The organism is Rhizobium sp. P1_E6, assembly GCF_056405875.1.
In genome coordinates, this window is record NZ_JBFUBG010000004.1 from 1 (window position 1) to 24330 (window position 24330).

At 60.3% G+C, this 24330-nt stretch carries 22 protein-coding genes and 1 pseudogene; 11 read left to right on the forward strand and 12 right to left on the reverse strand.

Translation table 11 applies throughout. The annotated features are described in order from the left end of the window. The coding region (locus tag AC1D35_RS03820; protein ID WP_477938225.1) for a PhzF family phenazine biosynthesis isomerase at nucleotides 1–340 on the forward strand (340 nt) is incomplete at its 5' end. Nucleotides 341–346: 6 nt separating this feature from the next. Here the strand turns inward: AC1D35_RS03820 and AC1D35_RS03825 are convergent. Beyond that, nucleotides 347–514: a hypothetical protein gene (locus AC1D35_RS03825; protein ID WP_477938226.1), complete on the reverse strand. Its 168-nt coding sequence runs from the start codon at nucleotides 512–514 to the stop codon at nucleotides 347–349. A 174-nt stretch (nucleotides 515–688) separates the two neighbouring features. Here AC1D35_RS03825 and AC1D35_RS03830 point away from each other — a divergent pair, with 174 nt between their 5' ends. The 3 genes from AC1D35_RS03830 to rcdA all read left to right on the forward strand — a co-directional run bounded on the left by AC1D35_RS03830 (nucleotide 689) and on the right by rcdA (nucleotide 3167). After that, on the forward strand, nucleotides 689–1969 hold the full coding sequence (locus AC1D35_RS03830) for an MFS transporter (RefSeq protein ID WP_477938227.1): 1281 nt from the start codon (nucleotides 689–691) through the stop codon (nucleotides 1967–1969). A 117-nt stretch (nucleotides 1970–2086) separates the two neighbouring features. After that, entirely contained in the window at nucleotides 2087–2278 is a 192-nt protein-coding gene (locus AC1D35_RS03835) for a DUF1192 domain-containing protein (protein WP_113295352.1), read from the forward strand. A gap of 373 nt (nucleotides 2279–2651) precedes the next feature. Next, complete coding sequence (gene rcdA, locus AC1D35_RS03840) at nucleotides 2652–3167, forward strand: protease adaptor protein RcdA (RefSeq protein WP_113310398.1); 516 nt, start codon at nucleotides 2652–2654, stop codon at nucleotides 3165–3167. Between the two features lie 137 nt (nucleotides 3168–3304). On the opposite strand, the gene rpmE is transcribed toward rcdA, so the two are convergent. Then, nucleotides 3305–3526, reverse strand: a complete 222-nt coding sequence (gene rpmE / locus AC1D35_RS03845; RefSeq protein WP_007826526.1) for a 50S ribosomal protein L31 — start codon at nucleotides 3524–3526, stop codon at nucleotides 3305–3307. A gap of 193 nt (nucleotides 3527–3719) precedes the next feature. Between rpmE and AC1D35_RS03850 the strand changes: the two genes are divergently transcribed. From AC1D35_RS03850 to AC1D35_RS03870, 5 genes are all read left to right on the forward strand, one after another. Further along, nucleotides 3720–5522, forward strand: coding sequence for an ABC transporter transmembrane domain-containing protein (locus AC1D35_RS03850; protein ID WP_477938228.1), 1803 nt, complete (start codon nucleotides 3720–3722; stop codon nucleotides 5520–5522). A gap of 136 nt (nucleotides 5523–5658) precedes the next feature. After that, complete coding sequence (locus AC1D35_RS03855; RefSeq protein WP_113310272.1) at nucleotides 5659–6648, forward strand: tripartite tricarboxylate transporter substrate binding protein; 990 nt, start codon at nucleotides 5659–5661, stop codon at nucleotides 6646–6648. 173 nt (nucleotides 6649–6821) lie between these two features. After that, a complete protein-coding gene (locus AC1D35_RS03860; RefSeq protein ID WP_113295350.1) occupies nucleotides 6822–7010 on the forward strand; it encodes a YegP family protein in 189 nt (62 codons plus the stop codon). A gap of 232 nt (nucleotides 7011–7242) precedes the next feature. Then, a complete protein-coding gene (locus AC1D35_RS03865) occupies nucleotides 7243–7584 on the forward strand; it encodes a YciI family protein (RefSeq protein WP_113310273.1) in 342 nt (113 codons plus the stop codon). Nucleotides 7585–7591: 7 nt separating this feature from the next. Beyond that, nucleotides 7592–8836 carry an RNA polymerase sigma factor gene (locus tag AC1D35_RS03870; RefSeq protein ID WP_477938229.1) on the forward strand — a complete coding sequence of 415 codons (1245 nt, stop codon included), beginning with the start codon at nucleotides 7592–7594 and terminating at the stop codon, nucleotides 8834–8836. On the opposite strand, the gene AC1D35_RS03875 is transcribed toward AC1D35_RS03870, so the two are convergent. The 3 genes from AC1D35_RS03875 to AC1D35_RS03885 form a co-directional block, all read right to left on the reverse strand. Further along, entirely contained in the window at nucleotides 8823–9854 is a 1032-nt protein-coding gene (locus AC1D35_RS03875; protein WP_113295347.1) for a peptidoglycan -binding protein, read from the reverse strand. The genes AC1D35_RS03870 and AC1D35_RS03875 overlap by 14 nt on opposite strands. A 3-nt stretch (nucleotides 9855–9857) precedes the next feature. Further along, nucleotides 9858–10955, reverse strand: a complete 1098-nt coding sequence (locus AC1D35_RS03880) for a MotA/TolQ/ExbB proton channel family protein (protein ID WP_113295346.1) — start codon at nucleotides 10953–10955, stop codon at nucleotides 9858–9860. A gap of 113 nt (nucleotides 10956–11068) precedes the next feature. Then, nucleotides 11069–11869 carry an inositol monophosphatase family protein gene (locus AC1D35_RS03885; RefSeq protein ID WP_113295345.1) on the reverse strand — a complete coding sequence of 267 codons (801 nt, stop codon included), beginning with the start codon at nucleotides 11867–11869 and terminating at the stop codon, nucleotides 11069–11071. A 210-nt stretch (nucleotides 11870–12079) separates the two neighbouring features. On the opposite strand from AC1D35_RS03885, the gene AC1D35_RS03890 reads away from it, so the two are divergent. Both AC1D35_RS03890 and AC1D35_RS03895 read left to right on the forward strand, forming a co-directional pair. Beyond that, entirely contained in the window at nucleotides 12080–12658 is a 579-nt protein-coding gene (locus AC1D35_RS03890) for a TetR/AcrR family transcriptional regulator (protein ID WP_113310275.1), read from the forward strand. 76 nt (nucleotides 12659–12734) lie between these two features. Continuing rightward, entirely contained in the window at nucleotides 12735–13475 is a 741-nt protein-coding gene (locus AC1D35_RS03895; RefSeq protein WP_113310276.1) for a 3-oxoacyl-ACP reductase family protein, read from the forward strand. Between the two features lie 56 nt (nucleotides 13476–13531). On the opposite strand, the gene AC1D35_RS03900 is transcribed toward AC1D35_RS03895, so the two are convergent. The 7 genes and pseudogenes from AC1D35_RS03900 to AC1D35_RS03930 form a co-directional block, all read right to left on the reverse strand. After that, nucleotides 13532–14629 carry a protein-glutamate methylesterase/protein-glutamine glutaminase gene (locus tag AC1D35_RS03900; protein WP_113310277.1) on the reverse strand — a complete coding sequence of 366 codons (1098 nt, stop codon included), beginning with the start codon at nucleotides 14627–14629 and terminating at the stop codon, nucleotides 13532–13534. 9 nt (nucleotides 14630–14638) lie between these two features. Next, nucleotides 14639–15493, reverse strand: a complete 855-nt coding sequence (locus tag AC1D35_RS03905) for a CheR family methyltransferase (RefSeq protein ID WP_113296116.1) — start codon at nucleotides 15491–15493, stop codon at nucleotides 14639–14641. Nucleotides 15494–15525: 32 nt separating this feature from the next. Next, entirely contained in the window at nucleotides 15526–16002 is a 477-nt protein-coding gene (locus tag AC1D35_RS03910; RefSeq protein WP_477938230.1) for a chemotaxis protein CheW, read from the reverse strand. Nucleotides 16003–16078: 76 nt separating this feature from the next. Next, the gene (locus AC1D35_RS03915) at nucleotides 16079–17899 is read right to left on the reverse strand and encodes a methyl-accepting chemotaxis protein (protein ID WP_113310278.1); all 1821 of its coding nucleotides are present in this window, start codon (nucleotides 17897–17899) and stop codon (nucleotides 16079–16081) included. A 165-nt stretch (nucleotides 17900–18064) separates the two neighbouring features. Beyond that, nucleotides 18065–19534 (reverse strand): annotated as a pseudogene (locus tag AC1D35_RS03920) (methyl-accepting chemotaxis protein); the annotation flags it as partial. Between the two features lie 784 nt (nucleotides 19535–20318). After that, nucleotides 20319–22247 (reverse strand): methyl-accepting chemotaxis protein, encoded by a 1929-nt coding sequence (locus AC1D35_RS03925; protein ID WP_113310280.1) that lies wholly within the window; start codon nucleotides 22245–22247, stop codon nucleotides 20319–20321. A gap of 358 nt (nucleotides 22248–22605) precedes the next feature. After that, nucleotides 22606–24318 carry a methyl-accepting chemotaxis protein gene (locus AC1D35_RS03930; RefSeq protein ID WP_113296111.1) on the reverse strand — a complete coding sequence of 571 codons (1713 nt, stop codon included), beginning with the start codon at nucleotides 24316–24318 and terminating at the stop codon, nucleotides 22606–22608. Nucleotides 24319–24330 lie beyond the last annotated feature (12 nt).

Here is a 24330-nt window from a genome sequence, read left to right on the forward strand (position 1 = left end):
GGCCAAGTCTGTAACCGGCAGCCATGATTTCTCCCTGTTCCTTTATGTTCGCTCGGCGGTGATACCTTGGAAGATCCGCGCCCGCATGTTCGCRCCGCTGGACAACGTCATCGAAGACCCGGCGACCGGCAGCGCATCGGCAGCCCTTTCCGCCTATCTCGTCTCGTTGCTGCCGGAAGCTGACATCAGCCAGCACGTAACGATCGAACAGGGCGTCGAAATGGGCCGGCGCAGCATCATCGAACTTGATGTCGTCAAGAGAGCCGGAACCGTCACCGACGTGACGATCTCCGGAAGCTGTGTGCCGGTCATGAAAGGCGAGATCATCCTGCGGGACTGAACCTGCCTATTGCACCAGGAAGTCGCGCGCTAGCAGTGCCACCGCCCAGATGGCAAAGGCAATCAGTGCGATCTTCCAGAAATCCATCCGGCGGCGCAGCCCCGGATAGCCGAGCAGCTTGATGATCTGGATTGCCATGGCAAGGATGAGCAGCAAAGCTATCAGCTTTGTCATGGCTTTATTTTTTCCATCTATCAGAATGTCACAGGACGGACATTTTTTCACGCGAACAGAGAATATCTACACGCCGTAAAGGCATTCCGGGGCACAATCAACATTCTTATGGACTGGGCGGATACAGGTCTCGCCTTATGTCCTTTTCAAAGCGAACACGCCGAGTCTGGGGATATGACAAGAAATCTGCTGTCCGTCGCTGYGCTGCTCTTTGGCACGCTCTTCCTCTTCATGGGCAATGGATTGCAGGGCATTCTGCTTCCCGTACGCGGAAATCTCGAAGGCTATGCAACGACCACGCTCGGCCTGCTCGGAACGTCATGGGCAGCGGGCTTTGTCATCGGCTGCCTTGTCGCCCCGAAGATGGTGCGCCGTGTCGGCCATGTCCGCGCCTTCTCCGGCTTTATCGCCATTATCGCCATCATAGCGCTGGTGAGTGGCATAGTCATCGATCCGGTCTGGTGGGTTATTCTGCGCGCCGTCACCGGCTTCTCAACCGCCGGCACCTCGATGATCATCGAAAGCTGGCTGAACGAGCGGGCGAGCAATGAAAGCCGCGGCGCGATCTTCTCGCTCTATATCGGCATCACCCTGCTCGGCGTCGTGGGTGGTCAGTTGATGATCCCGCTGGAAGACGTGCGCACGCCGGTACTCTTCATGATCTGCGGCATTTTCTACTGCATCGCCATGCTGCCGACGACGCTTTCGACCGCCGCTTCGCCACAGCCGCTGAAGGCAGTGAAACTCGACCTGCCGGCGCTCTATCGCAATTCGCCCGTCTCCTGCCTTGGCATCCTGCTCGTCGGCATCGCCAACGGCGCCTATGGTACGCTCGGCGCCGTCTTCGGCGCGGGTGCCGGCCTCTCCGATACCTCGATTGCGGTGATGATGAGTGCCACCATCTTTGCCGGCGCCATAATGCAGCTTCCGGCCGGGCGCCTCTCCGACCGCATCGACCGCCGTTACGTGCTGGCCGCCATGTCGGCCATCGCAGCCCTTGCCGGCCTGCTGATCTTCCTGCTGCACCCTTCCTCCCCCGCTTTTCTGATCGGCCTAGTCATTCTCTACGGCGCAGTCGCCAACACGCTCTATCCAATCGCGGTTGCCCACGCGAACGACTTTGCCTCATCGGAGGATTTCGTGAAGGTCTCGGGCGGCTTGCTGCTGCTTTACGGCATCGGCACCGTCATCGGCCCGACGATCGGCGGCCCGGTCATGTCCATCATCAGCCCGCATGCGCTCTTCCTGGTAACGGCGCTCGCCCACCTTCTGATCACCGCCTACGCCATCATCAGAAGCCGCATTCGCGCAGCCATTCCGGCGAGCGACCGCGACGCCTATACAACGATCCCGACAGCAACATCTCCCACGCTCACGCCACAAAGCATGTCGCTTGCCGATCGCGGCTCCAACAAGCCTCCCGAAAGCGGCGATCCTGCTGTAAAGTTCGGCTGACGAACTGAAGCGTGTCGCGCAAAACTGTGCAGCGGTTTTGCGATAGCGACATGCTTGAAACAGAAAGCGTGGAAGCGAATCCTGGAGATTGCAACACGGTTTAAAGGAGGAGCGACGATGAGCTTCATGGACGACGACAGACCGCAGAAGAAGATCGCACACGAGATCGGCTCCGATCTCTCCATGCTCTCGGTGGACGAGTTGAAGGCGCGCGTGGAACTCTTGAAAACCGAGATCGCGCGGCTTGAAGCCGAGGCCGCCAAGAAGGCGTCCGGCCGGATTGCCGCCGAAGGCCTTTTCCGATCATAAGACTGTGGACATGCAACTATTGCTTCGAAATTACTTTCGGTAAGTCTTAAATTGGGACGATATTAATAAAAAATTAAGCTTTATAAGATATTACTCATACCGTTCAGATCTTTCTGGACCTCAGACAGTTTTCCAAGCGGTGAATTGGTCTGATTTTTCTCCCTGTTTTACCTTGAGAGCCGCTTTTGCGGCTCTTCTTTTTGCGCTGCCCTACTCCTTTCCACGAAACTGTGGAGATTAACCTTTTCTTAAGAAACGGCTTGCGCATTTAGGTTAAAGCTACCATCTTGAAATCATAAAGACCGGCCTGGGARACTTTTCCACGGAAACCGGCGTTACCTGATAGTAGATGCGTGCAACAGGGATTCTTGAGATGTCGGAACTTGGATTGAATACGATCAGTTTTGCGGGTCGCGCTGCCGCATCCTCGCAGTTCAAGACGCTGTATGCCGAGGGAATGTCGCTCGTCGAAGAAACAGCATCCTACCTCGACGGCCAGGGCCGCGCAGCTGCCAAGGTGCTGCCGCGCATGGCCTCGGTCCTTTACGCTGCTGAATCGATGCGCCTGACCACGCGCCTCATGCAGATGGCATCCTGGCTGCTCCTGCAGCGCGCTGTCAACAATGGCGAAATGTCCCGCGATCAGGTTCTGACGGAAAAGAACAAGGTTCGCCTCGACGGCTTCAACGTTGACCGCAACGCACCGGGTTGGGGTGACCTGCCGGAATCTTTCCGCGACCTCGTTGAACGTTCGCTTCGCCTGCAGAACCGCATCGCTCTGCTCGACCGCGAAATCTATCGCCCGTCGGAAGCTGCGATCGTTCCCGACAACCAGAACAGCGTCCAGGCCCAGCTTTCCCTGCTGCAGACGGCCTTCGGCAACAACTGATCTGGCATCATAGAATTTTATGAAAACCGGTTGCGGCAACGCGGCCGGTTTTTTGTTTGCTCACCGGTATAGGCCCACAAAACAGAAAGCCCGGCACAAGACCGGGCTTTTGAATGTTCCGCGTAACCGGAAACGAATTAGAGGCCGAGGCCGCCGAAACGCTTGTTGAACTTCGAAACACGACCGCCGCGGTCCATCAGCTGCTGATTACCGCCGGTCCAGGCCGGATGCGACTTGGAGTCGATTTCGAGGTTCATGACAGCACCTTCCGAACCCCAGGTCGAGCGGGTTTCGTACTCGGTGCCATCGGTCATGACTACCTTGATGACGTGGTAGTCGGGATGGATGCCTTCCTTCATGACAATCTTCCTGCGATGCCGAGGTTCAATTTGCCGCAGACAGTTGCGGGGAAAGAACCGATTGAATAAATGAAGCCGCAGTCGTGAAGGCTACGGCTTCCCATTAGGATGCGGTGCCTATACATGAAGGGCGCCAGGATAACAAGGGCCAACGAAGCCGCAATACGCGGTCTTGACGGCGATCGGAGACGATTTGGCAGAGCAGGCAGAACTTGGGGAGAAGAAGTCGCGTTCGCTAAGACCGCTCGGCAGGCTGACACCCTATGTGGCACGTTATCGCGGCTTGGTCGCGGGCGCTCTGATCTCGCTGGCGCTCGCCGCCGTCACATCGCTTGCCATACCGCTTGCCGTGCGCCGCATGATCGACCACGGCTTTACCCAGGCCGATGGTACCTTCATCAACAGCTATTTTGCCATGCTGATGATGATGGCCATCGCACTCGCCGTCGCCAGCGCTCTTCGCTATTATTTCGTCATTACCATCGGCGAACGCATCGTTGCGGATCTCCGCCGCGATGTCTTTGCGCATGTCACACGGCTCTCACCTTCGTTCTTCGACGTCAACCAGTCGGGCGAGATCGTCTCGCGGCTGACGGCTGATACGACGCAGATCAAATCCGCCGTCGGCGCCACGGCTTCCGTGGCGCTCCGCAACCTGATCCTCTGCATCGRTGCGCTCGGCATGATGATCATCACCTCGCCGAAGCTCTCGAGCCTCGTCATCATCGCGATCCCGGTCATCGTCTTTCCGCTGGTCGCCGGCGGGCGATCGGTGCGCAAGCGCTCCCGCGCGGCGCAGGATACGCTGGCCGAAGCCTCTGCCTTCGCCAATGAGACGATCGCCGCAACCCGCACTGTACAGGCCTTCAACGCCGAGGTCGCGGCCGCCGATCGTTATGGCTCGGTAGTCGAATCCGCCTATCAGGCGGCACGTTCCGCCGTATCCTCCCGCGCCCTGCTGACAGGCATTGCCATCACCCTGATCTTCGGCAGCGTGGTCGCCGTTCTCTGGTTTGGAGCCCATAGCGTGCTCGCCGGCACGCTTTCGGCCGGCACGCTCGGCCAGTTCCTGCTCTATGCGGTTATCGCAGCCGGCTCGCTCGGCGCATTGTCGGAGGTCTGGGGGGAGCTTTCGCAGGCTGCGGGCGCGGCCGACCGGCTGACAGAACTTCTTGACGAGGTTTCGCCGATTGCCGCTCCCGCGAACCCACAGCCTCTCCCCTCGCCCGCCCAGGGGCGCGTGGAATTCGATGGCGTGCATTTCGCCTATCCGTCCCGCCCCGGCAGATCGGCGCTGCATGGCCTTGATCTCACAGTGCAGCCGGGGGAAACGGTCGCGATCGTCGGCGCATCCGGCGCCGGTAAAAGCACCGTCTTCTCTCTCCTGTTGCGCTTCTACGATCCGCAACAGGGTGGGGTAAAGATCGATGGCATCGACGCCCGCCAGGCAGATCCGGACGCATTGCGCCAGCGCATCGCCATCGTGCCGCAGGATGTCACCATCTTCGCAGCTTCGATCCACGATAATATCGCGTTCGGCTTTCAAGGCGCCACGCGCGACGAGGTGCGCGCTGCCGCAATGGCGGCCCAGGCCGATGAATTCATTAACAGGCTGGAAAAGGGTTACGACACTGAGGTCGGTGAACGCGGCATTACCCTGTCCGGCGGCCAGCGCCAGCGCATCGCTATTGCCCGCGCAATCCTGAAGAACGCACCCATCCTGCTTCTGGACGAGGCGACATCGGCCCTCGATGCCGAGAGCGAAACGCTGGTCCAGAGGGCCCTGGACGGGCTCATGCAGGGCCGCACTACGCTTGTCATCGCCCACCGCCTAGCCACAGTGTTGAAGGCTGACCGCATTCTCGTCATGGACCAGGGCCGCGTCGTCGAGGAAGGCACGCACCAGAGCCTGATCCGCCACGGCGGCATCTATGCGAAGCTCGCCCGGCTGCAATTCGATGCGGCCAACGAGGACGTATTGGCGGCCGCCAAATAAGCTGCCCCCATTGCATAGCGACTAAAGTCTGATCGGCACACTCCCCGCCAGCGGTTGCCTTTGCCGCAACCTGCCCTAACCTCCCTATGCCCAGGAGTGGGGTCTTTGCTGTTGAAATCTATGGGAGGGGATTCGAATGGCGCTTTCCAATATTGTCAGTCGCGCGAGCCTGGTGCTGGGCCTTGGTCTGCTGGCCGCTGCCGCAGGCACTGTCGCATCGGCCCAGAGCTTTCCGGATCGCTCGATCACCATGATCGTGCCCTTCGCCGCCGGTGGTTCGACTGATGTCGTCGCCCGCATCGTCGCGCAGAAAATGTCCGAAGACCTCGGCCAGCAGGTCATCGTGCAGAACGTTGCGGGTGCCGGCGGCAATCTCGGCGCTGACAACGTCGCGCGCGCCGAACCGGACGGCTATACGATCCTGATGGGCACCGTTGCGACCCACGCTCTCAATCCACTGATCCTGAAATCGACGCCCTATGATGCCGAGAAGGATTTCGCGCCGATCTCGTTGCTCGTGGTCGTTCCGAACGTGCTGGTCGTCAATCCGGAACTGCCCGCAAAGAATGTGCAGGAACTGATCGCGCTTCTGAAGGCCGATCCGGACAAATACAGCTATGCCTCATCCGGCAACGGCACGCCGCTGCATCTTTCCGGCGAACTCTTCAAGAGCATGGCCGGCGTAGACATGCAGCATATTCCCTATAAGGGAGCGGGACCGGCGCTGAATGACGTCATCGGCAATCAGGTGCCGATCATGTTCGACAACCTGCCCTCGTCGTCGAGCCACATCAAGGCCGGTACGCTGAGGGCCCTGGCCGTGACGACCGCCGAGCGCGCACCGTCTTTCCCCGATGTTCCGACCATCGCCGAATCCGGCATTCCCGGATATGAGACTTACACGTGGAATGCGCTGTTTGCGCCGGCCAAGACACCGGCCGATATTGTCAGCCGGCTCAACGCCTCGGCAAACAAGGCACTAATCGATCCGGCCGTTGCCGGGCGCATGAAGGAGTTCAGCGCAACGATCGTCGGCTCCACGCCGGAAGAACTCGGCGCCCATGTGAAGGCCGAGCTTGCGAAATGGAAACCGGTCGTCGACGGCGCCCATATCCAGATGGAGTGATTGCAACAAGAGCAGATAGCGTGCCGTTCTCCTCTCCTTCTCTTGCGCTCAATCCAACCGGCGGCAATTGGACGCCATGCAATTGAATTCTAATTAAGGTAGTGGAAAAGCTCGCAATTCTGGGCTAGCTTTCGAAAGGCTGATGCACGATTTCAGCTTACCAGGAGGGATCCATGTACAGATTTGAAGTTTACAAGGATAAGGCCGGTGAATTCCGCTTCCGCTTCAAGGCTTCGAACGGCGAGACCATGTTCTCGTCCGAAGGTTACAAGGCGAAAGCATCCGCAGTGAACGCCATCGAATCCATCAAGAAGAATTCGCCTGGCGCGGATGTGGTGGACCAGACAAAGGCGGAAGCTTGACCGGGAGCGGAGGCGGCATCAGTCGCCTCCAGCACTTCCCGCTCAGCGTATTTTTCGCGCACATTTCTCCTTGATCGATTTTTTTCGACCGCAATGTCGAAATGGGGACGACTGAGACCTCATTGTTTCGGAACGGCATGAGGCCGCGCCGCGGGAACATTGCAGCATGGGCAAATTCGGCCTTACATGCTGCTTGCCCGGTCAAACACCATCAGAGGATCAGGAGTTTCCGATGCAATATGCGCTTATCATCCGTGAATCCGCAGAAGATTTTGTCCGTCGCGGCGACCCCGCCTACCGCGACGGCTGGACGGCCTATACCAAAACATTGGTACAGGCCGGGATCTTGACCGCCGGTGCCGGCCTGACCCCGCCTGAGACAGGCACGATCGTGCGCCGCAAGGGCGAGGACCATGATGTGCAGGATGGTCCCTATCCGGAAGGCAAGGAACAACTCGGCGGCTTCTATGTGATCGAGGTGCCGGATCTCGATGCCGCGCTCGAATGGGCCACACGCGTTCCCGTTTCCGAACAAGGCTCGGTTGAAATACGGCCCCGGTTGCAGGTCGCGTGAGGCCGTTGTGATATCAGATTCGGATCGCGCCGCCGAAAAGGKGGCGCGCCACTCCTACGGCAAGCTCATCGCCTTTCTTGCCGCCCGCTCCCGCAACGTTCCGGCAGCGGAGGATGCCCTGTCCGATGCCCTGGCGGCCGCGTTGCGGGTCTGGCCGGAGCGTGGCGTTCCCGACAATCCCGAGGGCTGGCTGCTCACCGCAGCCCGTCGCAACCTCATGCAGGCTGCGCGCCATCGAACCGTGCGCGACAATGCCAGCGAGACCATTGCGCTGGCCTTCGAAGAAGCCGAGGAGCGTATGAATGATGCGCAAAACGCAGTCTTCCCCGATGAACGGCTGAAGCTTCTTTTTGCCTGTACGCACCCGGCAATCGACGGGTCCATCCACACACCCCTCATGCTTCAGACAGTGCTCGGTATTGACGCAAAGACGATCGCCCAAGCCTTTGTCGTCTCTCCGGATGCCATGAGCCAGCGTCTGGTGCGGGCCAAAATCAAGATTCGCGATGCCGGCATTCCCTTCGCCATTCCTGATCGGCATATCCTCCCGGAGCGACTGGCGGGTGTGCTTTCGGCAATCTATGCCGCCTATGGCTTGGGTTGGGACGGGCTCGATGGCGAGCAGGACAGTCGCATTGGCCTGACCGGCGAGGCGATCTGGCTTGGCCGTGCACTCATGACAATTCTGCCGGAAGAGCCGGAGGTCATGGGGTTACTCGCGCTGATGCTTTATTGCGAGTCAAGAAGACACGCGCGGCGTGATGCCGACGGCGTCTATAGACCGCTCGAGGAGCAGGATACCCGCCTCTGGAACGAGATCACGATGGCGGAAGCCGATACGCTGCTTCGCAAGGCCGGCGCTTTAGACCGCTTCGGTCCGTTTCAGTGCCAGGCGGCCATTCAATCCGTCCACGCCACACGCCGACGGACGGCGGCAACGGACTGGGAAGCTCTCGTCGCGCTCTATCGGGCGCTGATTGCCATGAAACCGACACTCGGCGCGAAGGTCAGCCACGCCGCCGTCATCGGCAGGGTCGAAGGCGCGGCCCCGGCCCTGGTTTTACTGGACAGGCTGGAGCAACGTGCCATTGCCAGCTACCAGCCCTATTGGGCGGTGCGCGCGCATCTGCTCTCCGAACTCGGTGAAAATGATGCCGCGATGGAAGCCTACAGGATCGCGATCGGCCTGAGCGACAGTCCCGCCGTCCGCACCTTCCTCACCGGCAGACTTCAGACCGTTATTTCTCGGTAAGCTTGAGCTCGATGCGGCGGTTCGTGGCACGCGCATCCGGCGTATCGCCGGGCGCAATAGGCTGGAACTCGCCGAAACCTGCGGCCACAAGCCGGTCGGCTGGCACGCCCTGCGCGATCAGGAACTTCACGACAGAGGTTGCGCGAGCCGACGAAAGCTCCCAGTTGTCGCGGTACCGGCCTGAGCCTGACAGCGCGACATTGTCCGTATGTCCGTCGACGCGCAGCACCCAGTTGATCTCAGGTGGAATTTCCTTGGCGAGGTCGAGCAAGGCGGCGGCAAGCTTTGCCATTTCCGTTTGGCCATCCGGATTGAGGTCGGCTCCGCCAGACGGAAACAGCACTTCCGACTGGAAGACGAAACGGTCACCGACGACGCGGATGTTTTCTCGGTCGGACAGAATTTCGCGCAGACGCCCGAAGAAGTCAGACCGGTAGCGGTTGAGTTCCTGCACGCGCGCGGCCAGCGCCACGTTCAGGCGACGGCCGAGATCGGCGATCTTTGTCTGCGAAGTTTGATCCTTCTGCTCGGAGGCTTGCAGCGCGGCCTCGACAGCAGCGATCTGGCTGCGCAGCGCGGCGATCTGCTGGTTGAGAAGATCGACCTGGCTGAGAGCGCGGTCGCTTACCTGCTTCTGCTCATCGAGAGCCTGCGTCAGCGTACCGATCTGCTGCTTTGCCACATCCTGGCCGCCGGTTCCGGCACTGAGCAGCGCCTGCAGCCGCGAGCGATCCCCCTCGGCTGATGCAAGTGAAGCCTGCAAATTGGCGACGGAATCCTGAAGGTCTTGATTGCTGCCTTTTTCAAGAGCCAGCAACTGCGTCAGCTCGTTGATCTGGCCGTTCAGGCGCGTCAGCACCTCGTCGCGGCCGCTGATTTCGCGGCTGAGAATGAATTGGCCGACGACGAAGACCGTGAGGATGAACATGATGGCGATGAGCAGCGTCGACAGCGCGTCGACGAAGCCCGGCCAGTAATCCACCGCACGTTGGTGGCGGCGGTTGCGGGCAAGAGGCATGGCTTACTTGCCCTCGCTTTTTTCGACCTGGCTGGACCGCTCACGCGCTCTCTCGCTGCCGCGGTCCTGCACGCCGATGCGCTCAGCCAGTCGGTCGAGCGTGCGGCGCATCGCCTTCGCCTCGTCCTGCTGCACCTCGATCCAGTCGCGCAGCATCTGCTGCTCGTTACGCATGTTCTTGACGAGGCCCTGAATGCCTTCGGCGAGGCTCGCCATGGCCGCGACCGACCGTTGGCTGGACGGGCCGTCCCCTTCGGCAACCTTGCGCAGATATTCCGACAGCGCCTTCATATCTTCCGACGAGCCGCCGGAAACTCCGTCGAATGCAGACACCGGAATGTCCGAGCCGACATCGGTAACCGAGGAGAGCCAGTTTTCCAGCTCCATGTAGAAACGGTTCTGCGCGCGGCCGGCCTGCAGATCGAGGAAGCCGAGGATCAGCGAACCCGAGAGGCCGAGAAGTGATGACGAGAAGGCCTGGCCCATGCCTGAAAGGGGCGTGGCAAGCCCTTCCTTGAGCGTCGAAAGCACATCACCCGTGCCGTTCGAGCCGGCATCGAGCGACTGGATGACCGAGCTGATCGATCCGATCGTGCCGATGAGACCCCAGAAGGTGCCGAGCAGGCCGAGGAAGACGAGCAGGCCTATGAGATAACGCGAAACGTCCCGCGATTCGTCGAGACGATTGGCGATCGAGTCCAGAATCGAGCGCAACGCCGTGGTCGACAATGCAACCGCGGACTTGCGATTGCCGATCAGCGCCCGCATCGGTGCAAGGAGCCGCGGATTGCGGTTCACCTTGTCGGCGCTGCCTGCTGCGCGAAAGGAATTGAACCAGCGCACTTCCGGGCGAAGCGACAGCACATGATTGAAAACGAGAATAATTCCAACAGCAAGAACGCCGACGATGAGACCGTTGAGGCCCGGATTATGCATGAAGGCGGTCTGTGTCTGCCGGAACAGGATCGCCGCTATGAAGCCCACGATGATAAGGAACAACACCATCGTCCAGAAGAACGACATGGGACTGGAGAGTTTGTAGGCGTAGCCACCGGCCGTCTTCTCAGTGGAGCCGAACTCGGCCGCATTCACATTTTCCATAGATTCCTGGGCCTCCGGACTCATCGCAGCCGGAGACTAGATCAACATTGCGCCGAATTGAAGTATGCGATGCCGAAAAGCGGGACTTTACAACAGGCTGTTTCCGACGCGCGTCAACGGGTCGGAACGGGCCGCTTGACGACTTCCGTCAGGGCCTTGTGGATGTGCTCATTGCCGGCGATGATCGCGCCGGTCTCGAGGATTGACGTGCCGCCATCCCAGTCGGTCGCAAAACCGCCCGCTTCGCGGATAAGCAGAATGCCGGCCGCCATGTCCCAGGGCAACAGCGCCGTTTCCCAGAACCCGTCAAAACGGCCGGCCGCCACATAGGCAAGATCGAGCGAGGCCGCACCCATGCGACGGATGCCGGCGACCTCGCCCATCACGTGGCGAAGCTCGATCAGGAATTTCCCGTGGTTGCTGCTGCCGAGATGCGGTCCACCGCAAGCGATGACGCTGTCGGAGAGCACCCGGCGCGAGGCGACCCGCAGCCGGCGATCGTTCAGGAATGCGCCACCGCCGCGCTCGGCGGTATAGAGCTCGTCCGTTGCCGGATTGAAGACCACGCCTGCGACGATCTCATTGTTGCGCTCGAGCGCGATGGAAACTGCAAAAGCGGGAATGCCGTGCAGGAAATTCGTCGTGCCGTCGAGCGGATCGACGATCCAGCGATGCGCGCCATCCGTGCCCTTGATCTCTTCGCTCTCCTCGCCGAGGAAACCATAGGTGGGACGAGCCTTGAGAAGCTCTTCCTTGACGATCTTCTCGGCCTTGCGATCCGCATTCGAGACGAAGTCGCCCGGTCCCTTCACGGACACCTGCAGGTTCTGCACTTCACCGAAATCACGCCCCAGCGACTTGCCTGCCTTGATGGCAGCCTGAACCATGACATTGAGAAGAGCTGAACGGGCCATGTGAACATTTTCCTTGGATAATACGGGACGCGCTGTCAGGGGCGGGGTATGTCCCTGAACGCCGGAAGCGACAGCGCTGCATAGATTGGCGGCCTCAAGACCACAAAATCACGGAAATTTCAAGGGGATTGCCGCATGGCAGGATTGCAGCATGCATAGTAGCCCAAAATAATTCTGGACAGATCAGTCTGGAAACCCTATTTAGCCCTTATGGCAAGACACAAGGAATTCGATCGCGACACCGCACTCAAGGCGGCCATTACCCTGTTTACCGAACACGGTTACGAGGGCACGTCGACGGATGCTTTGCTGTCGGCCATGAAGATCAGCCGCCAAAGCATGTATGACACGTTCGGCGACAAGCGCAGCCTCTATCTGGCAGCGCTCGACCGCTACAATCTCGACAGCGTCTCTCAACTCGTGGCCGATCTGCGCCGCGATACGACACCGTTGAAAGCCTTGGAAGAGACGCTCATTGCCTTCGCGTCCCGCCCCGAGACCGAAGCCGGTCGCGGCTGCCTCGGCGTCAGCGCCGTCTGCGAGTTCGGACGCACCGACAGTGCAGTCTCGGCACTGACCGACAAGGCATCACGCCTGCTTGCCGCCGCCATGCGGTCGATCCTGGAAGAAGGCAAGAAGCGGGGCGAAGTCGCCGATGATGTCGATACGACCGACGCCGTTCAATTTCTCGGCTCGACCTTGTCAGGCATGAAAGTCAGTGCCCGTAACGGCGCCTCCCCCGAAACGCTCCTCGGCATAGCGCGCCTCGCTGTTCGAAGCCTCCGCTAAAGCAACACCACTCCTAACCGCAATTTGGCGTGCTTAATTCTAGACTAAACAGTCCAAAAACAGAAAGGAAACTACAATGTCCCAGCCACTTTCCGGCAAGATCGCCCTCGTCACCGGCGGCTCACGCGGTATTGGCGCCGCAATCGTCCGCCGTCTCAGCAGCGACGGCGCGACCGTCGCCTTCACCTATTCGGCTTCCGGCGACAAGGCGAAGGCCATCGTTGCCGATATCGAAGCAAAGGGCGGCAAGGCGCTGGCCATCCAGGCGGACAGCGGTGATCCGAAAGCCGTTCAAAATGCGGTCGAACAGACCGTCTCGACATTCGGCGGCGTCGATATTCTCGTCAACAATGCGGGGATCCTGATGCTGAACCCGGTCGATGATTTTCCCCTCGAGGATTTCGACCGCATGTTCGCGGTTAATGTGCGCGCCGTCTTTGCCGGTACGCAGGCGGCCGCACGCCACATGAAAGCAGGCGCGCGCATCATCACCATCGGCAGCATCGTCGCCGAGCGAAGCGGTTTTCCGACCTCCTCGGTCTATTCCATGACCAAGGGCGCCGTCGCTGCCATGACGCGCGGCCTTGCCCGAGATCTCGGTCCGCGCGGCATCACCGTCAACAATATCCAGCCCGGCCCGACTGCGACCGATATGAATCCGAACGAGAAGAGCAACGAGATGCTGCAACAATTGATGGCGCTTGGCCGCCTTGGTGAAGACAAGGAAATCGCAAGTTTCGCCGCCTACCTGGCCAGCCCCGAAGCCTCTTTCATCACCGGCGCCAGCCTGACGATCGATGGCGGCTATCTCGCCTAACAGAAAGCAAATGGCGGCGCATCTGCGCCGCCATACAAGGGCTTCACGTTGGAAGCTCAGGACTTCTGCTGAGTGATCAACACTTCGCGGGCGATCTGGTCAAGCGGCAGAATACGGTCGACGCCGCCCTTGGCAATCGCTTCCTTCGGCATGCCAAAAACGACCGAGGTCGCTTCGTCCTGTGCGACGGTATAGGCGCCGGTCTGATGCATTTCCAGCATGCCGCGCGCACCATCATCTCCCATTCCTGTCATAATGATGCCCATCCCGTTCGAGCCGGCCGAACGGGCAGCGGAGCGGAAGAGCACATCGACGGACGGGCGGTGGCGGGAAACCAGTGGTCCGGATTTTACCGACACGTAATAGCGCGCACCCTGCCGCTCCAGCAGCATATGCTTGTCGCCGGGCGCGATCAGCACATGACCGCGCAGCACCGGATCGCCGTCGGCTGCTTCCTTGACTTCGACTTCGCAGAGACCGTTTAGGCGCTTGGCGAAAGCCGCTGTGAATTTTTCCGGCATGTGTTGGACGATCACCATGCCCGGCGCATTGGCCGGCAGCGCCTCCAGAAATTCGCGCAGGGCTTCCGTCCCGCCCGTCGAGGCGCCCACGCAAACGACCATTTCCGTCGTCTTTGCCATGGCCCGGCCGGTTGGCGGCGGCAGCATCGCATCGGCCGTCAGCTTCTTGGCCGGCCCTTCCGCCGAAGCCGAACGGACGCTGCCCGCAGCGCGGCGCACATTGGCAAGCCGCGCATGTGAAGCGCTCTTGACCACTTCACGGATACGCATCGCATCGTCGGCGAGACTGTCGGCTGCACCGATCTTCGATTTCAGGATGACATCGACAGCGCCGGCCTCCAGCGCCTGAAGCAACGTCTCCGAACCTGCTTCCGTCAGCGAGGAACACATGACGACGGGGATGGGCCGCTGTGACATGAGCTTGCGCAGAAACGTGATTCCATCCATGCGCGGCATCTCGACATCGAGCGTGATGACGTCGGGAATCTCTTCCTGGATCTTGCGCGCCGCCATGAACGGATCGGAGGCGACGCCCATGACCTCGATCTCCGGGTCTTCTTCCAGAACCCGTGTCAGCGTCTGCCGGACACTGGCAGAATCGTCGATGATGAGGACGCGGACTTTTTTGGCCATAGGATCCTCTCAGATGCGCTGGAACACCGTATTCGAAACCTGCTTCAAGGGAAGATCGAAGCCGGTGATCGATTCCGAGTGGCCGATAAACATGTAACCACCCTTCGCGAGGCAATCGCAGAGACGGGTGAGAACACCCGCCTGCGTCTGCTTGTCGAAGTAGATCAGCACGTTGCGGCAAAAGATCAGATGCATCATGTCACCAACAGGATATTTTTCGTCCATCAGGTTCATGCGGGCGAAGCCGACGCGGCTGCGCAGTTTCGGTGAGATGCGAACATCGCGTCGGCCCTGCTGCTTGGCCACCATGACATACTTCTTCTGCAGGTCGCGCGGCACCGGAGCGACCAGATCTTCCGCATAAATACCCCTGCGCGCGGTCTGCAGCACATCGGTGGAGAGATCGGTCGCCAACACGCTGTAGGAGAGATCGCTACGGCTCTCGACGAACTCCGCCAGCACCATCGCCATGGTGTAGGGCTCTGCGCCGGTCGAACATGCCGAACTCCATGTGCGAACGGTTCGCACGCCGCTGTCGGCAAGCGCCGGCAGGGCAACCGTCTGCATATATTCGAAATGCTTGGCTTCCCGGAAGAAGTCGGTCTTGTTGGTCGTCACGACGTCGATCAGATAGACGGTCTCCTGATCGAGCCCGCCGTCGTTGAACAGGAAATCGCAATAATCGTCGAAGCTCGAGTGACGCGTGGCGCGCAGACGGCGGCGCAGGCGGCCCTCCAGCATCGTCAGTTTCGTCGGCGGCATCTTGATGCCGCTATAGTCATAGATGAACCGTGCCAGCTTGTCGAAGTTACGCTTGCTGATCCTGTCACCCGGCAATTGGGTTTCTACCGCTGCCATACTCATAAAACGCGACGCTCCGGATAGGTATTAAGGCCTCAAGCGGCCGATTGCAGGACAGAGGCGTCTTCGCGCGACAGAAGCCGGGCAAGATCGACGATAACGACGAATCCGTTCTCACGGCGCACGACGCCAGCGATGTAGTCCGACCGCCAGCGCACGCCAATATCGGGCGCGGCTTCGATCTGGTCGCGGCGAAACGGCGTCACTTCGAAAACGCGGTCGGCGACGAGGCCGAGCGTCAGAAGACGGCTTTCCATCGGAACGTCGAGAACGAGCACGCGCGTATGTGACGTCGGCACGGTCTTCGACATGCCGAGCTTCAGGCGCAGATCGATCGTCGGCACACCCTGGCCGCGCACATCGCGCAGGCCGAGCAGATAGTCGGGGYCATTCGGAATCTTGAATGCTTCCGCATAGTCGAGGATTTCGCGCACCACCTCCACCGGAACGGCGAAGATCTCCTCGCCGAGGCTGAAGGTCACGAATTGAGCTTCCAGAGATGTTGTTGCCATGATCAACCGCTTTCCTTGGATTCGAGCGTCCCCATTATCGGGGACGCCTGTTAACAGATTGAAAGGACCCGAATGCTCAGGCGCTTTCTTTGAACTCGGCATCCCCGTCGTCGGGGCCACCCATGGAGAGGTCGAGGGCAAAGCCCTTCGCCCGGGCCTGCTGACCGGCGACCGAATTGGCAGCCCCGGTCTTCTTGGCGAGCGGCTTGCGGCCTCCGGTCGGAAGCGGCGTGCGCACCGTAACCTTGGCGGCTGGAGCGCGGGACAGGCGGTTCCCGGCCATATCCACCTTGAAGAAGGCGATCGAGGCCTGCAGTTCCTCAGCCTGCGTGGCGAGCTCTTCAGAGGTTGCCGACATCTCTTCGGAGGCACCCGCATTCTGCTGCGTCACCTTGTCGAGCTGCTGGATCGCTTCGTTGATCTGCGAGGCACCCACATCCTGCTCGCGGCAGGCCGAGCTGATCTCGGCGACGAGTTCCGCAGTCTTGCGGATATCCGGAACCAGGCGGCCAAGCATTTCACCTGCATCCTGTGCCGCCTTCACCGTATCGCCGGACATGGCAGAGATTTCAGCGGCGGCCGACTGGCTGCGTTCTGCAAGTTTGCGGACTTCCGAGGCGACGACCGCGAAGCCCTTGCCGTGTTCGCCGGCACGGGCAGCTTCGACGGCGGCGTTCAGAGCAAGCAGGTCCGTCTGGCGAGCGATTTCCTGAACGATGCCGATCTTCTCGGCGATCGTACGCATGGCAGCGACAGCACGGTTGACCGCTTCACCGGAATTCTCCGCATCCTTGGCGGACTGGCGAGCAATCTTCTCAGTCTGGGCAGCGTTGTCGGCGTTCTGTTTGATATTGGAAGCCATCTCTTCCATTGAGGAGGAGGCCTGCTCAGCGGAGGCTGCCTGTTCTGTCGCGCCTTGGGAAACCTGCTCGGAGCTCGCCGAGAGTTCCTGGCTGCCGGACGAGACGTTTTCCGCAGCGGCGATCGCATCGGCGACGACACCACGCAGGCGCTCCACCATCTGCTCCAGAGCGATACCGAGCGTATCCTTTTCGGAGAGAGGCTTCGGTGAGACAGTCAGGTCGCCGTTCGAGATCTGGTTGGCGATCTGTGCCGTGTTACGCAGGTTGCCGGTCATCCTCGTCATGGAATTGACCAGGTCGCGGATTTCGTCGTTGCTCTTGTGCTCGATGTCCTGTTCGAGATCGCCGATGCTGACGGCATCCGCAAGTTGAACCGCACGCTTGAGGCCACGGGAGATATTGAGCAGTATCCAGATGGCGGCAGCGGAGGATAAGATGATCAGACCGATCGTCATCATCACGAGCACGTTGCGCGACTGGGCATATTGGTCATTTGTGGCTGAGTCCGTCTCGGCCACATTGCCGGTCACCGTGTCGTTCAGCTTTTCGAGAATGCCGAGAAGCTGCGTCGTGACCTGCTGGCCCTCACCCATGGAAATGGTGCCAGCCTGGGTATTGGACTCATTGGTATTCTGCTTGGCGAGATCGGCAACACGGTCCTGCAGCGCCGTCCACCTGCTGTAGAGATCGCCGAACTGGGTCATGCCGTTGCGGATATCCGGATCGGGCGATGTCGCAAGACGGGCCTGCAGCGTCTTGATCTCATCGCGCTGCTGCGAGATTTCATCGACATAGCCGCCGATTTTGGTCGGATCCGTGTTGATGATCGCGTCCTTTTCGGAACGGATCGAGCGCATGACCGCATCGGAGAGATCACCGGAGTCGCGCAGGTTGGCGACCGGACCGGCAACCATGACGGAGATGTCGTCGTTGAGCGACGAAAGATTGTAGATCGACAGACCTGCCATGGCGCAGGTCAGGAGAACAATGAAACCGAAGACCAAGCCCAGTTTCAGTTTGATGGTGAAGCGCATTTGCGAACCTCTTTTAGAATGGCTGCGGCTGTGCCGCGAAACAGGGCCTCTGATAAAAACGCTTCATGCGTCACCGGGTAAATCCGGCACAGACCGGCTTGAACATCGCCGGATGTCGGAGGGGCCACGTTGGGTCGGCCCCTCCCTTGTCGAAGTCGGAAAGTCCTATGCGCTCTCGCGGAAATCGTCGTCCGCGGTATCCGGCCCGCCCATGGACATGTCCAGGGCGAAACCCTTGGCGCGGGCTTGCTGAGCGGCAACGCCGTTGGCAGGAGCCGCCTTACCCGCCGGCTTGCGGGCTGCTGATGGAGCCGGGCTGCGCGTGGTCACCTTGGCGGCCGGGGTACGGCCCTGGCGGCCACTCGTCGCCATTGCCTTGCCGCCCGCTGTATCAACCTTGAAGAAGGCAATCGATGTCTGCAGTTCCTCGGCCTGGGCGGCGAGCTCTTCGGAGGTCGCAGACATCTGCTCGGAAGCGCCCGCATTCTGCTGGGTGACCTTGTCGAGCTGCTGGATCGCTTCGTTGATCTGCGACGCACCGACATCCTGCTCACGGCATGCAGAGCTGATCTCCGCTACGAGTTCCGCAGTCTTTCTGATGTCAGGCACCAAACGGCCGAGCATGTCCCCGGCTTCCTGGGCAGCCGTGACGGTATCGATCGACATGGCGCTGATTTCCGCTGCCGCCGACTGGCTGCGCTCGGCAAGCTTGCGCACTTCCGAAGCGACGACTGCAAAACCTTTGCCGTGTTCGCCGGCACGCGCTGCTTCGACCGCAGCGTTGAGAGCAAGAAGGTCGGTCTGGCGGGCGATTTCCTGAACGATGCCGATCTTCTGGGCGATCGTACGCATGGCCTCGACAGCGCGGGAAACGGCACTCCCGCTCATCTCCGCATCCTTTGCGGATTGACGGGCGATCTTTTCCGTCTGAGCGGCATTATCGGCGTTCTGTTTGATATTGGCTGCCATCTCTTCCATCGAAGAGGAGGCTTCTTCGGCCGCCGAAGCCTGCTCAGTGGCGCCCTGCGATACCTGTTCGGAGCTCGCCGAAAGTTCCTGGCTTCCGGCCGAAACATTCTCGGCGGCCGCAATTGCGTCTGCGAYGACGTCGCGCAACCGTTCCACCATCTGCTCCAGCGCGGTGCCGAGTGTATCCTTGGCCGAGAGCGGCTTCGGAGAAACCGTCAGGTCGCCGGCAGCAATCTGCGTGRCAATGTCGGCAGTGATGCGAAGATTGGTGACCATGCTTTGCATCGCGATGCCGAGCGTATCCTTGGTCGAAAGCGGCTTGACGTCGACCGAGAGGTCGCCTTCTGCGATCTGGTTGGCAACGTCGGCAGTAGAGCGCAGGTTATTCACCATGCCGAGCATGGCAATGCCGAGCGTATCCTTGTCGGAAAGAGGCTTCGGTGTGACGCTGAGGTCACCGTTCGAAATCTCGTTTGCGATGCCAGCAGTATTACGCAGATTGTCCGTCATGACGTTGATCGTGTTCACCAGGTCCTTGATCTCGTCATTGCTCCTGATCTCAACCTTCTGGTTCAGATCGCCGATGGCGACCGCGCTGGCGACGTTCATGATCTTACGCAGGCCGCTGTTGATTCCGAGCGCGATCCACAGCGCGGCAGCGAAAGCGATGACGGAAGCGCCGACAGCCATGCCGATCAGCAGGTTTCTGGTATTGCCATAGAGGATTTCCGTATCGTCGTCGGCTTGGGTCATCGACTTCTGCTGAAGTGCGACGAGCGTCGTAAAGACATCTTCCAGTTCCGTGACGATGGCGCGGACCTCTCCGCCGGAATAAGCCGTGGCCGCTGCCCTGTCGCCACTTTCCTGGATGGAGGCAACTTTGTTGGAACCTTCCGCGAAACGTTTGCCCAGCTCGACCAGCCTGTCCCACGTGGGCTTGCCATCAGCAGTTGCGAGCTGTTGGCCGCCTGTCGCGAATGTGAGCATTTCATCCATGCTCTTCGCCGAGTTCTCGTAGTTCTTCCTGGCCGCTTCGGGATCCATTTCCAAAAGGGCGTTCTTCTGCCATCTGATGGCATTGAGCTCGGCAGCTTTTGCTTCCAGAGCCAATTCCAGTCTTTTTGATGGACCTGAGATCAGGTCGCCGACGGCGTCGTTCAGCGAGCTGAGGCTTATAATTCCAAAGACTGCACTACCTACCAACAACAGTATGACGAAGCCGAACGCGGCGGCGAGCTTGAGCTTGATCGTGATACGCATCGCAATACCCCTATTTGAAAGCGACGTAATAAACGTGGACCGATGGTTCCTGTTGCAGCGTCATGCAGCCAGGCATTCCGGTAGGAAAAGGCAGGTCGCACAAAGGTTTTGCGGCCTTGCGTCCGGCGTTCCTGGTCACCGGAAGCTTGTGCCAGGGGCTGCGTGCGCAACCCCTGGCGGGATAAAGCGCTCAGGCGCTTTCGCGGAAATCGTCATCTGCGGTGTCAGGACCACCCATCGACATATCCAGGGCAAAGCCCTTGGCGCGTGCCTGCTGACCGGCGACCGAATTGGCAGCCGTGGTCTTCTTGGCGACCGGCTTGCGACCTCCGGTCGGAGCCGGGCTGCGCACCGTGACCTTGGCGGCCGGCGTGCGGGACAGGCGGTTGCCGGCCATGTCCACCTTGAAGAAGGCGATCGAGGCCTGCAGTTCCTCAGCCTGGGTTGCCAGTTCTTCGGAGGTCGCCGACATTTCTTCCGAAGCACCCGCATTCTGCTGGGTCACCTTGTCCAGCTGCTGGATCGCTTCGTTGATCTGGGCAGCGCCGATATCCTGCTCGCGGCAGGCAGAACTGATTTCCGAAACCAGTTCGGCAGTCTTGCGGATATCCGGAACCAGGCGGCCGAGCATGTCGCCGGCGTCCTGAGCTGCTTTCACAGTGTCGCCGGACATCGCCGAGATTTCAGCCGCTGCCGACTGGCTGCGTTCTGCCAGCTTGCGAACTTCCGAGGCGACGACCGCGAAGCCCTTGCCGTGTTCACCGGCACGAGCAGCTTCGACGGCGGCATTAAGGGCAAGCAGGTCGGTCTGACGGGCGATTTCCTGAACGATGCCAATCTTCTCGGCGATCGTACGCATCGCAGCAACGGCACGGTTGACAGCGTCGCCAGAGGTCTCTGCATCCTTGGCGGACTGGCGGGCAATCTTCTCGGTCTGGGCGGCATTGTCGGCATTCTGCTTGATGTTGGAGGCCATCTGCTCCATCGAAGCGGAGGCTTCTTCAGCCGAAGCCGCCTGTTCAGTCGCACCCTGCGAGACCTGCTCGGAGCTGGCTGAAAGTTCCTGGCTGCCTGAAGAGACATTCTCGGCAGCCGCGATTGCGTCGGCCACGACACCACGCAGGCGCTCGACCATCTGTTCCAGGGCTATCCCGAGCGTATCCTTGTCGGACAGCGGCTTCGGAGAGACCGTCAGGTCGCCGTTCGAGATGAGGTCGGCCACTTCGGCCGTCGTGCGCAGGTTCGTCACCATGCTGCGCATCGCGATACCGAGAGCGTCCTTGTCCGACAGCGGCTTCGCATCAACGGACAGGTCGCCGGTGGCGATCTTGTCTGCGAGCTCGGCCGTATTCCGCAGATTGGCGGTCATGACGTTGACGGTGTCGATCAGATCCTTGATCTCGTCATTCGTCTTGACGGCGACATTCTGGTCGAGATCGCCGATCGAAACGGCCCTGGCGACCGTTGCAATCTTCTTCAGGCCGTTGTTGATGCCGAGCGTGATCCAGAGAGCCGCACCGAGCGCAATCAGCACGGCGATTCCCGAGGCAGTGCCGAGGATCAGTTTGGTGGAGTTATAGAGATCGTCGTTGGCTTGCTTGGTCGCCTTCATGCCCTTGCGCTGGATTTCGACGAGGGCCGCAATTGCTTCGCCCATGTCGTTCGTCATCTCGCGCAGTTCGCCAAGCGAGAGAGCTTGAGCGCCGGCCTGATCGCCCTTGGCGTCAAGCTGTTGCAGTTCAGCGGACTTTTCGCGGAATTTCGCGCCGAGGCTCTGCAGCTTTTCCCAATAGGGCTTGCCTTCCGGCGAGGCGATTGCGTACCCCTGACCCACGGTCTCAAGCATGGCCTGCAGCTTCTGATCGGCTTCCTTGTAGAAACCGTCGGTCGTCTGCGGATCAGTCGAAAGCAGAGCGTTCTTCTGCGCGCGAATAGCGTCGACTTCGGCCACATTGGCCGTGAGCGCGAGTTCGAGACGGCGCACGGAGCCGTCGATCATTGCACCGCTGGCGTCGTTCAGAGTGCCGAGACTCATGCTGCCGTAAACGGCAATACCGACCAGCAAAAGGGTCATCAGGCCGAAAGCAAGGCCCAGTTTCAGTTTGATCGTGAAGCGCATTTGAATACTTCCTTGAGCTAAATCGACAGATCCGGGGCATTGCGCGACGTCCGGGCATGGACCGTCATTCCGCCATTTACGGCGGCATGCATGCAGAATTATTCGGTTGCTGGAGATCATCGTCGCTTGTTCCGCATGCCCGTCATCACGGACCCTGCCGGAGCTCACGATCGGCCTTTAAAACCGCAGCGCGTCTGACTGCGGAAGATCCCACCTTTCGGAAGGACGCCCTGATGTTCCGCCTGCTCTTGAAGCCTGCAAGCGGACATCTGCCGATCGATACCAACGCATACACACGTTGGGCATTTCCTAAGCCGCGGGCCGGAGGTCCGCGGCGGTTCTCACATCAGCGAAGCGCTCAGGCGCTTTCGCGGAAGTCGTCGTCGCCCGCATCCGGGCCGCCCATCGACATATCCAGGGCAAAGCCCTTGGCACGTGCCTGCTGGGCGGAAACCGTATGGCCGTGATTATTACTATGCGTGGCCGGAGCCGGCTTGCGCGGGGCGGCGGCCGGAGCCTTGACCACCTTGGCAGTCGTCTTCGCAGCGGTCTTCTTTACGCCAGCACGGGTCGCACCTGCCGTATCGACCTTGAAGAAGGCGATCGAAGCCTGCAGTTCCTCGGCCTGTGCAGCAAGCTCTTCCGAGGTCGCCGACATTTCTTCCGAAGCCCCGGCATTCTGCTGGGTCACCTTGTCGAGCTGCTGGATCGCTTCGTTGATCTGCGAGGCACCGATATCCTGTTCGCGGCAGGCAGCGCTGATCTCGGAGACGAGTTCGGCGGTCTTGCGGATATCGGGCACCAGGCGGCCGAGCATTTCACCGGCATCCGCTGCCGCCTTGACGGTATCGCCCGACATCGAGCTGATCTCGGCAGCGGCAGACTGGCTGCGTTCTGCGAGCTTACGGACTTCCGAGGCGACGACCGCAAAACCCTTGCCATGCTCGCCGGCACGCGCTGCTTCGACCGCAGCGTTGAGAGCGAGGAGGTCGGTCTGGCGGGCGATTTCCTGAACGATGCCGATCTTCTGGGCGATCGTGCGCATCGCTTCGACCGCGCGTGTCACAGCCTCGCCGGACGCTTCCGCATCCTTGGCGGACTGGCGGGCGATCTTCTCGGTCTGGGCGGCATTGTCGGCATTCTGCTTGATGTTCGCAGCCATCTCTTCCATCGAAGCGGAGGCCTCTTCAGCGGAAGCCGCCTGTTCGGTCGCACCCTGCGAGACCTGCTCGGAGCTGGCCGACAGTTCCTGGCTGCCCGAAGAGACATTGTCGGCGGCAGACAGGGCGTCGGCGACGACACCACGCAGGCGCTCGATCATGACGTTGACGTTGCCGAGCAGTTCGCCGATTTCGTCATGCGAGGTAATTTCGGCCATCTTCGTCAGGTCGCCTTCGGCAACTTCGCGGACGACAGTGTTGGCACGGCTGAGACCCTTGCTGATGGTATTCGCGATCCAGAAGGCAGTGAAGGCAGCGATCAGCAGTGCCACAGCGGCAACCGCGATCATCATCGTGCGCGTCGTGCCATACTGCTGTTCGGCGCTGTCGTCTGCATCCTTCATGCGCTGTTTTTCGAGCGTCAGAATTTCATCGAGAGCGGAGTCGATATCGTTGGCTGCCTGGCGAGCCGTCGTGACCGAGATATTGTTGGCGGCGTCCATATTGCCGGCCTTCATGAAATCGCGAATCTGGTCGTCGGCCTGGTTGAAGGACTTGGAGAGTTCGGTAACACGATCCCAGCGTGATTTGCCTTCCTCGGTCGCAAGCTTCGTCACAGCGGCGAAGGCGTCGGCAAAATCCTTGCGGGCCTGGTTGCCCTTTTCGATTGCACCGGAAGCGTCATCGGCATTGCGCGCGGTCAGAAGGTTCTTCTGCTGGCGGATGGCTTCGAGTTGGGCGATATTGATCTGCTGCGCGAGGTCCAGGCGCGCGGCAGGACCGGCAAGAAGATTGCCGATCGTATCGTTCAGCGAACCGAGGCTGAAGATGCCGTAGCCGGCGGTACCTATCAGCATGAGAATGATAAAGGTGAACGCAGTCACCAACTTTGTCTTGATCGTCAATCGCATCGTCTTAACCCC

Coding starts and splice junctions, on each gene's coding strand:
- AC1D35_RS03825 (WP_477938226.1), bottom strand. CDS start 514: ATGACAAAGCTGATAGCTTTGCTGCTCATCCTTGCCATGGCAATCCAG.
- AC1D35_RS03835 (WP_113295352.1), top strand. CDS start 2,087: ATGAGCTTCATGGACGACGACAGACCGCAGAAGAAGATCGCACACGAG.
- rcdA (WP_113310398.1), top strand. CDS start 2,652: ATGTCGGAACTTGGATTGAATACGATCAGTTTTGCGGGTCGCGCTGCC.
- rpmE (WP_007826526.1), bottom strand. CDS start 3,526: ATGAAGGAAGGCATCCATCCCGACTACCACGTCATCAAGGTAGTCATG.
- AC1D35_RS03855 (WP_113310272.1), top strand. CDS start 5,659: ATGGCGCTTTCCAATATTGTCAGTCGCGCGAGCCTGGTGCTGGGCCTT.
- AC1D35_RS03860 (WP_113295350.1), top strand. CDS start 6,822: ATGTACAGATTTGAAGTTTACAAGGATAAGGCCGGTGAATTCCGCTTC.
- AC1D35_RS03865 (WP_113310273.1), top strand. CDS start 7,243: ATGCAATATGCGCTTATCATCCGTGAATCCGCAGAAGATTTTGTCCGT.
- AC1D35_RS03875 (WP_113295347.1), bottom strand. CDS start 9,854: ATGCCTCTTGCCCGCAACCGCCGCCACCAACGTGCGGTGGATTACTGG.
- AC1D35_RS03880 (WP_113295346.1), bottom strand. CDS start 10,955: ATGGAAAATGTGAATGCGGCCGAGTTCGGCTCCACTGAGAAGACGGCC.
- AC1D35_RS03885 (WP_113295345.1), bottom strand. CDS start 11,869: ATGGCCCGTTCAGCTCTTCTCAATGTCATGGTTCAGGCTGCCATCAAG.
- AC1D35_RS03890 (WP_113310275.1), top strand. CDS start 12,080: ATGGCAAGACACAAGGAATTCGATCGCGACACCGCACTCAAGGCGGCC.
- AC1D35_RS03895 (WP_113310276.1), top strand. CDS start 12,735: ATGTCCCAGCCACTTTCCGGCAAGATCGCCCTCGTCACCGGCGGCTCA.
- AC1D35_RS03900 (WP_113310277.1), bottom strand. CDS start 14,629: ATGGCCAAAAAAGTCCGCGTCCTCATCATCGACGATTCTGCCAGTGTC.
- AC1D35_RS03905 (WP_113296116.1), bottom strand. CDS start 15,493: ATGAGTATGGCAGCGGTAGAAACCCAATTGCCGGGTGACAGGATCAGC.
- AC1D35_RS03915 (WP_113310278.1), bottom strand. CDS start 17,899: ATGCGCTTCACCATCAAACTGAAACTGGGCTTGGTCTTCGGTTTCATT.
- AC1D35_RS03925 (WP_113310280.1), bottom strand. CDS start 22,247: ATGCGCTTCACGATCAAACTGAAACTGGGCCTTGCTTTCGGCCTGATG.
- AC1D35_RS03930 (WP_113296111.1), bottom strand. CDS start 24,318: ATGCGATTGACGATCAAGACAAAGTTGGTGACTGCGTTCACCTTTATC.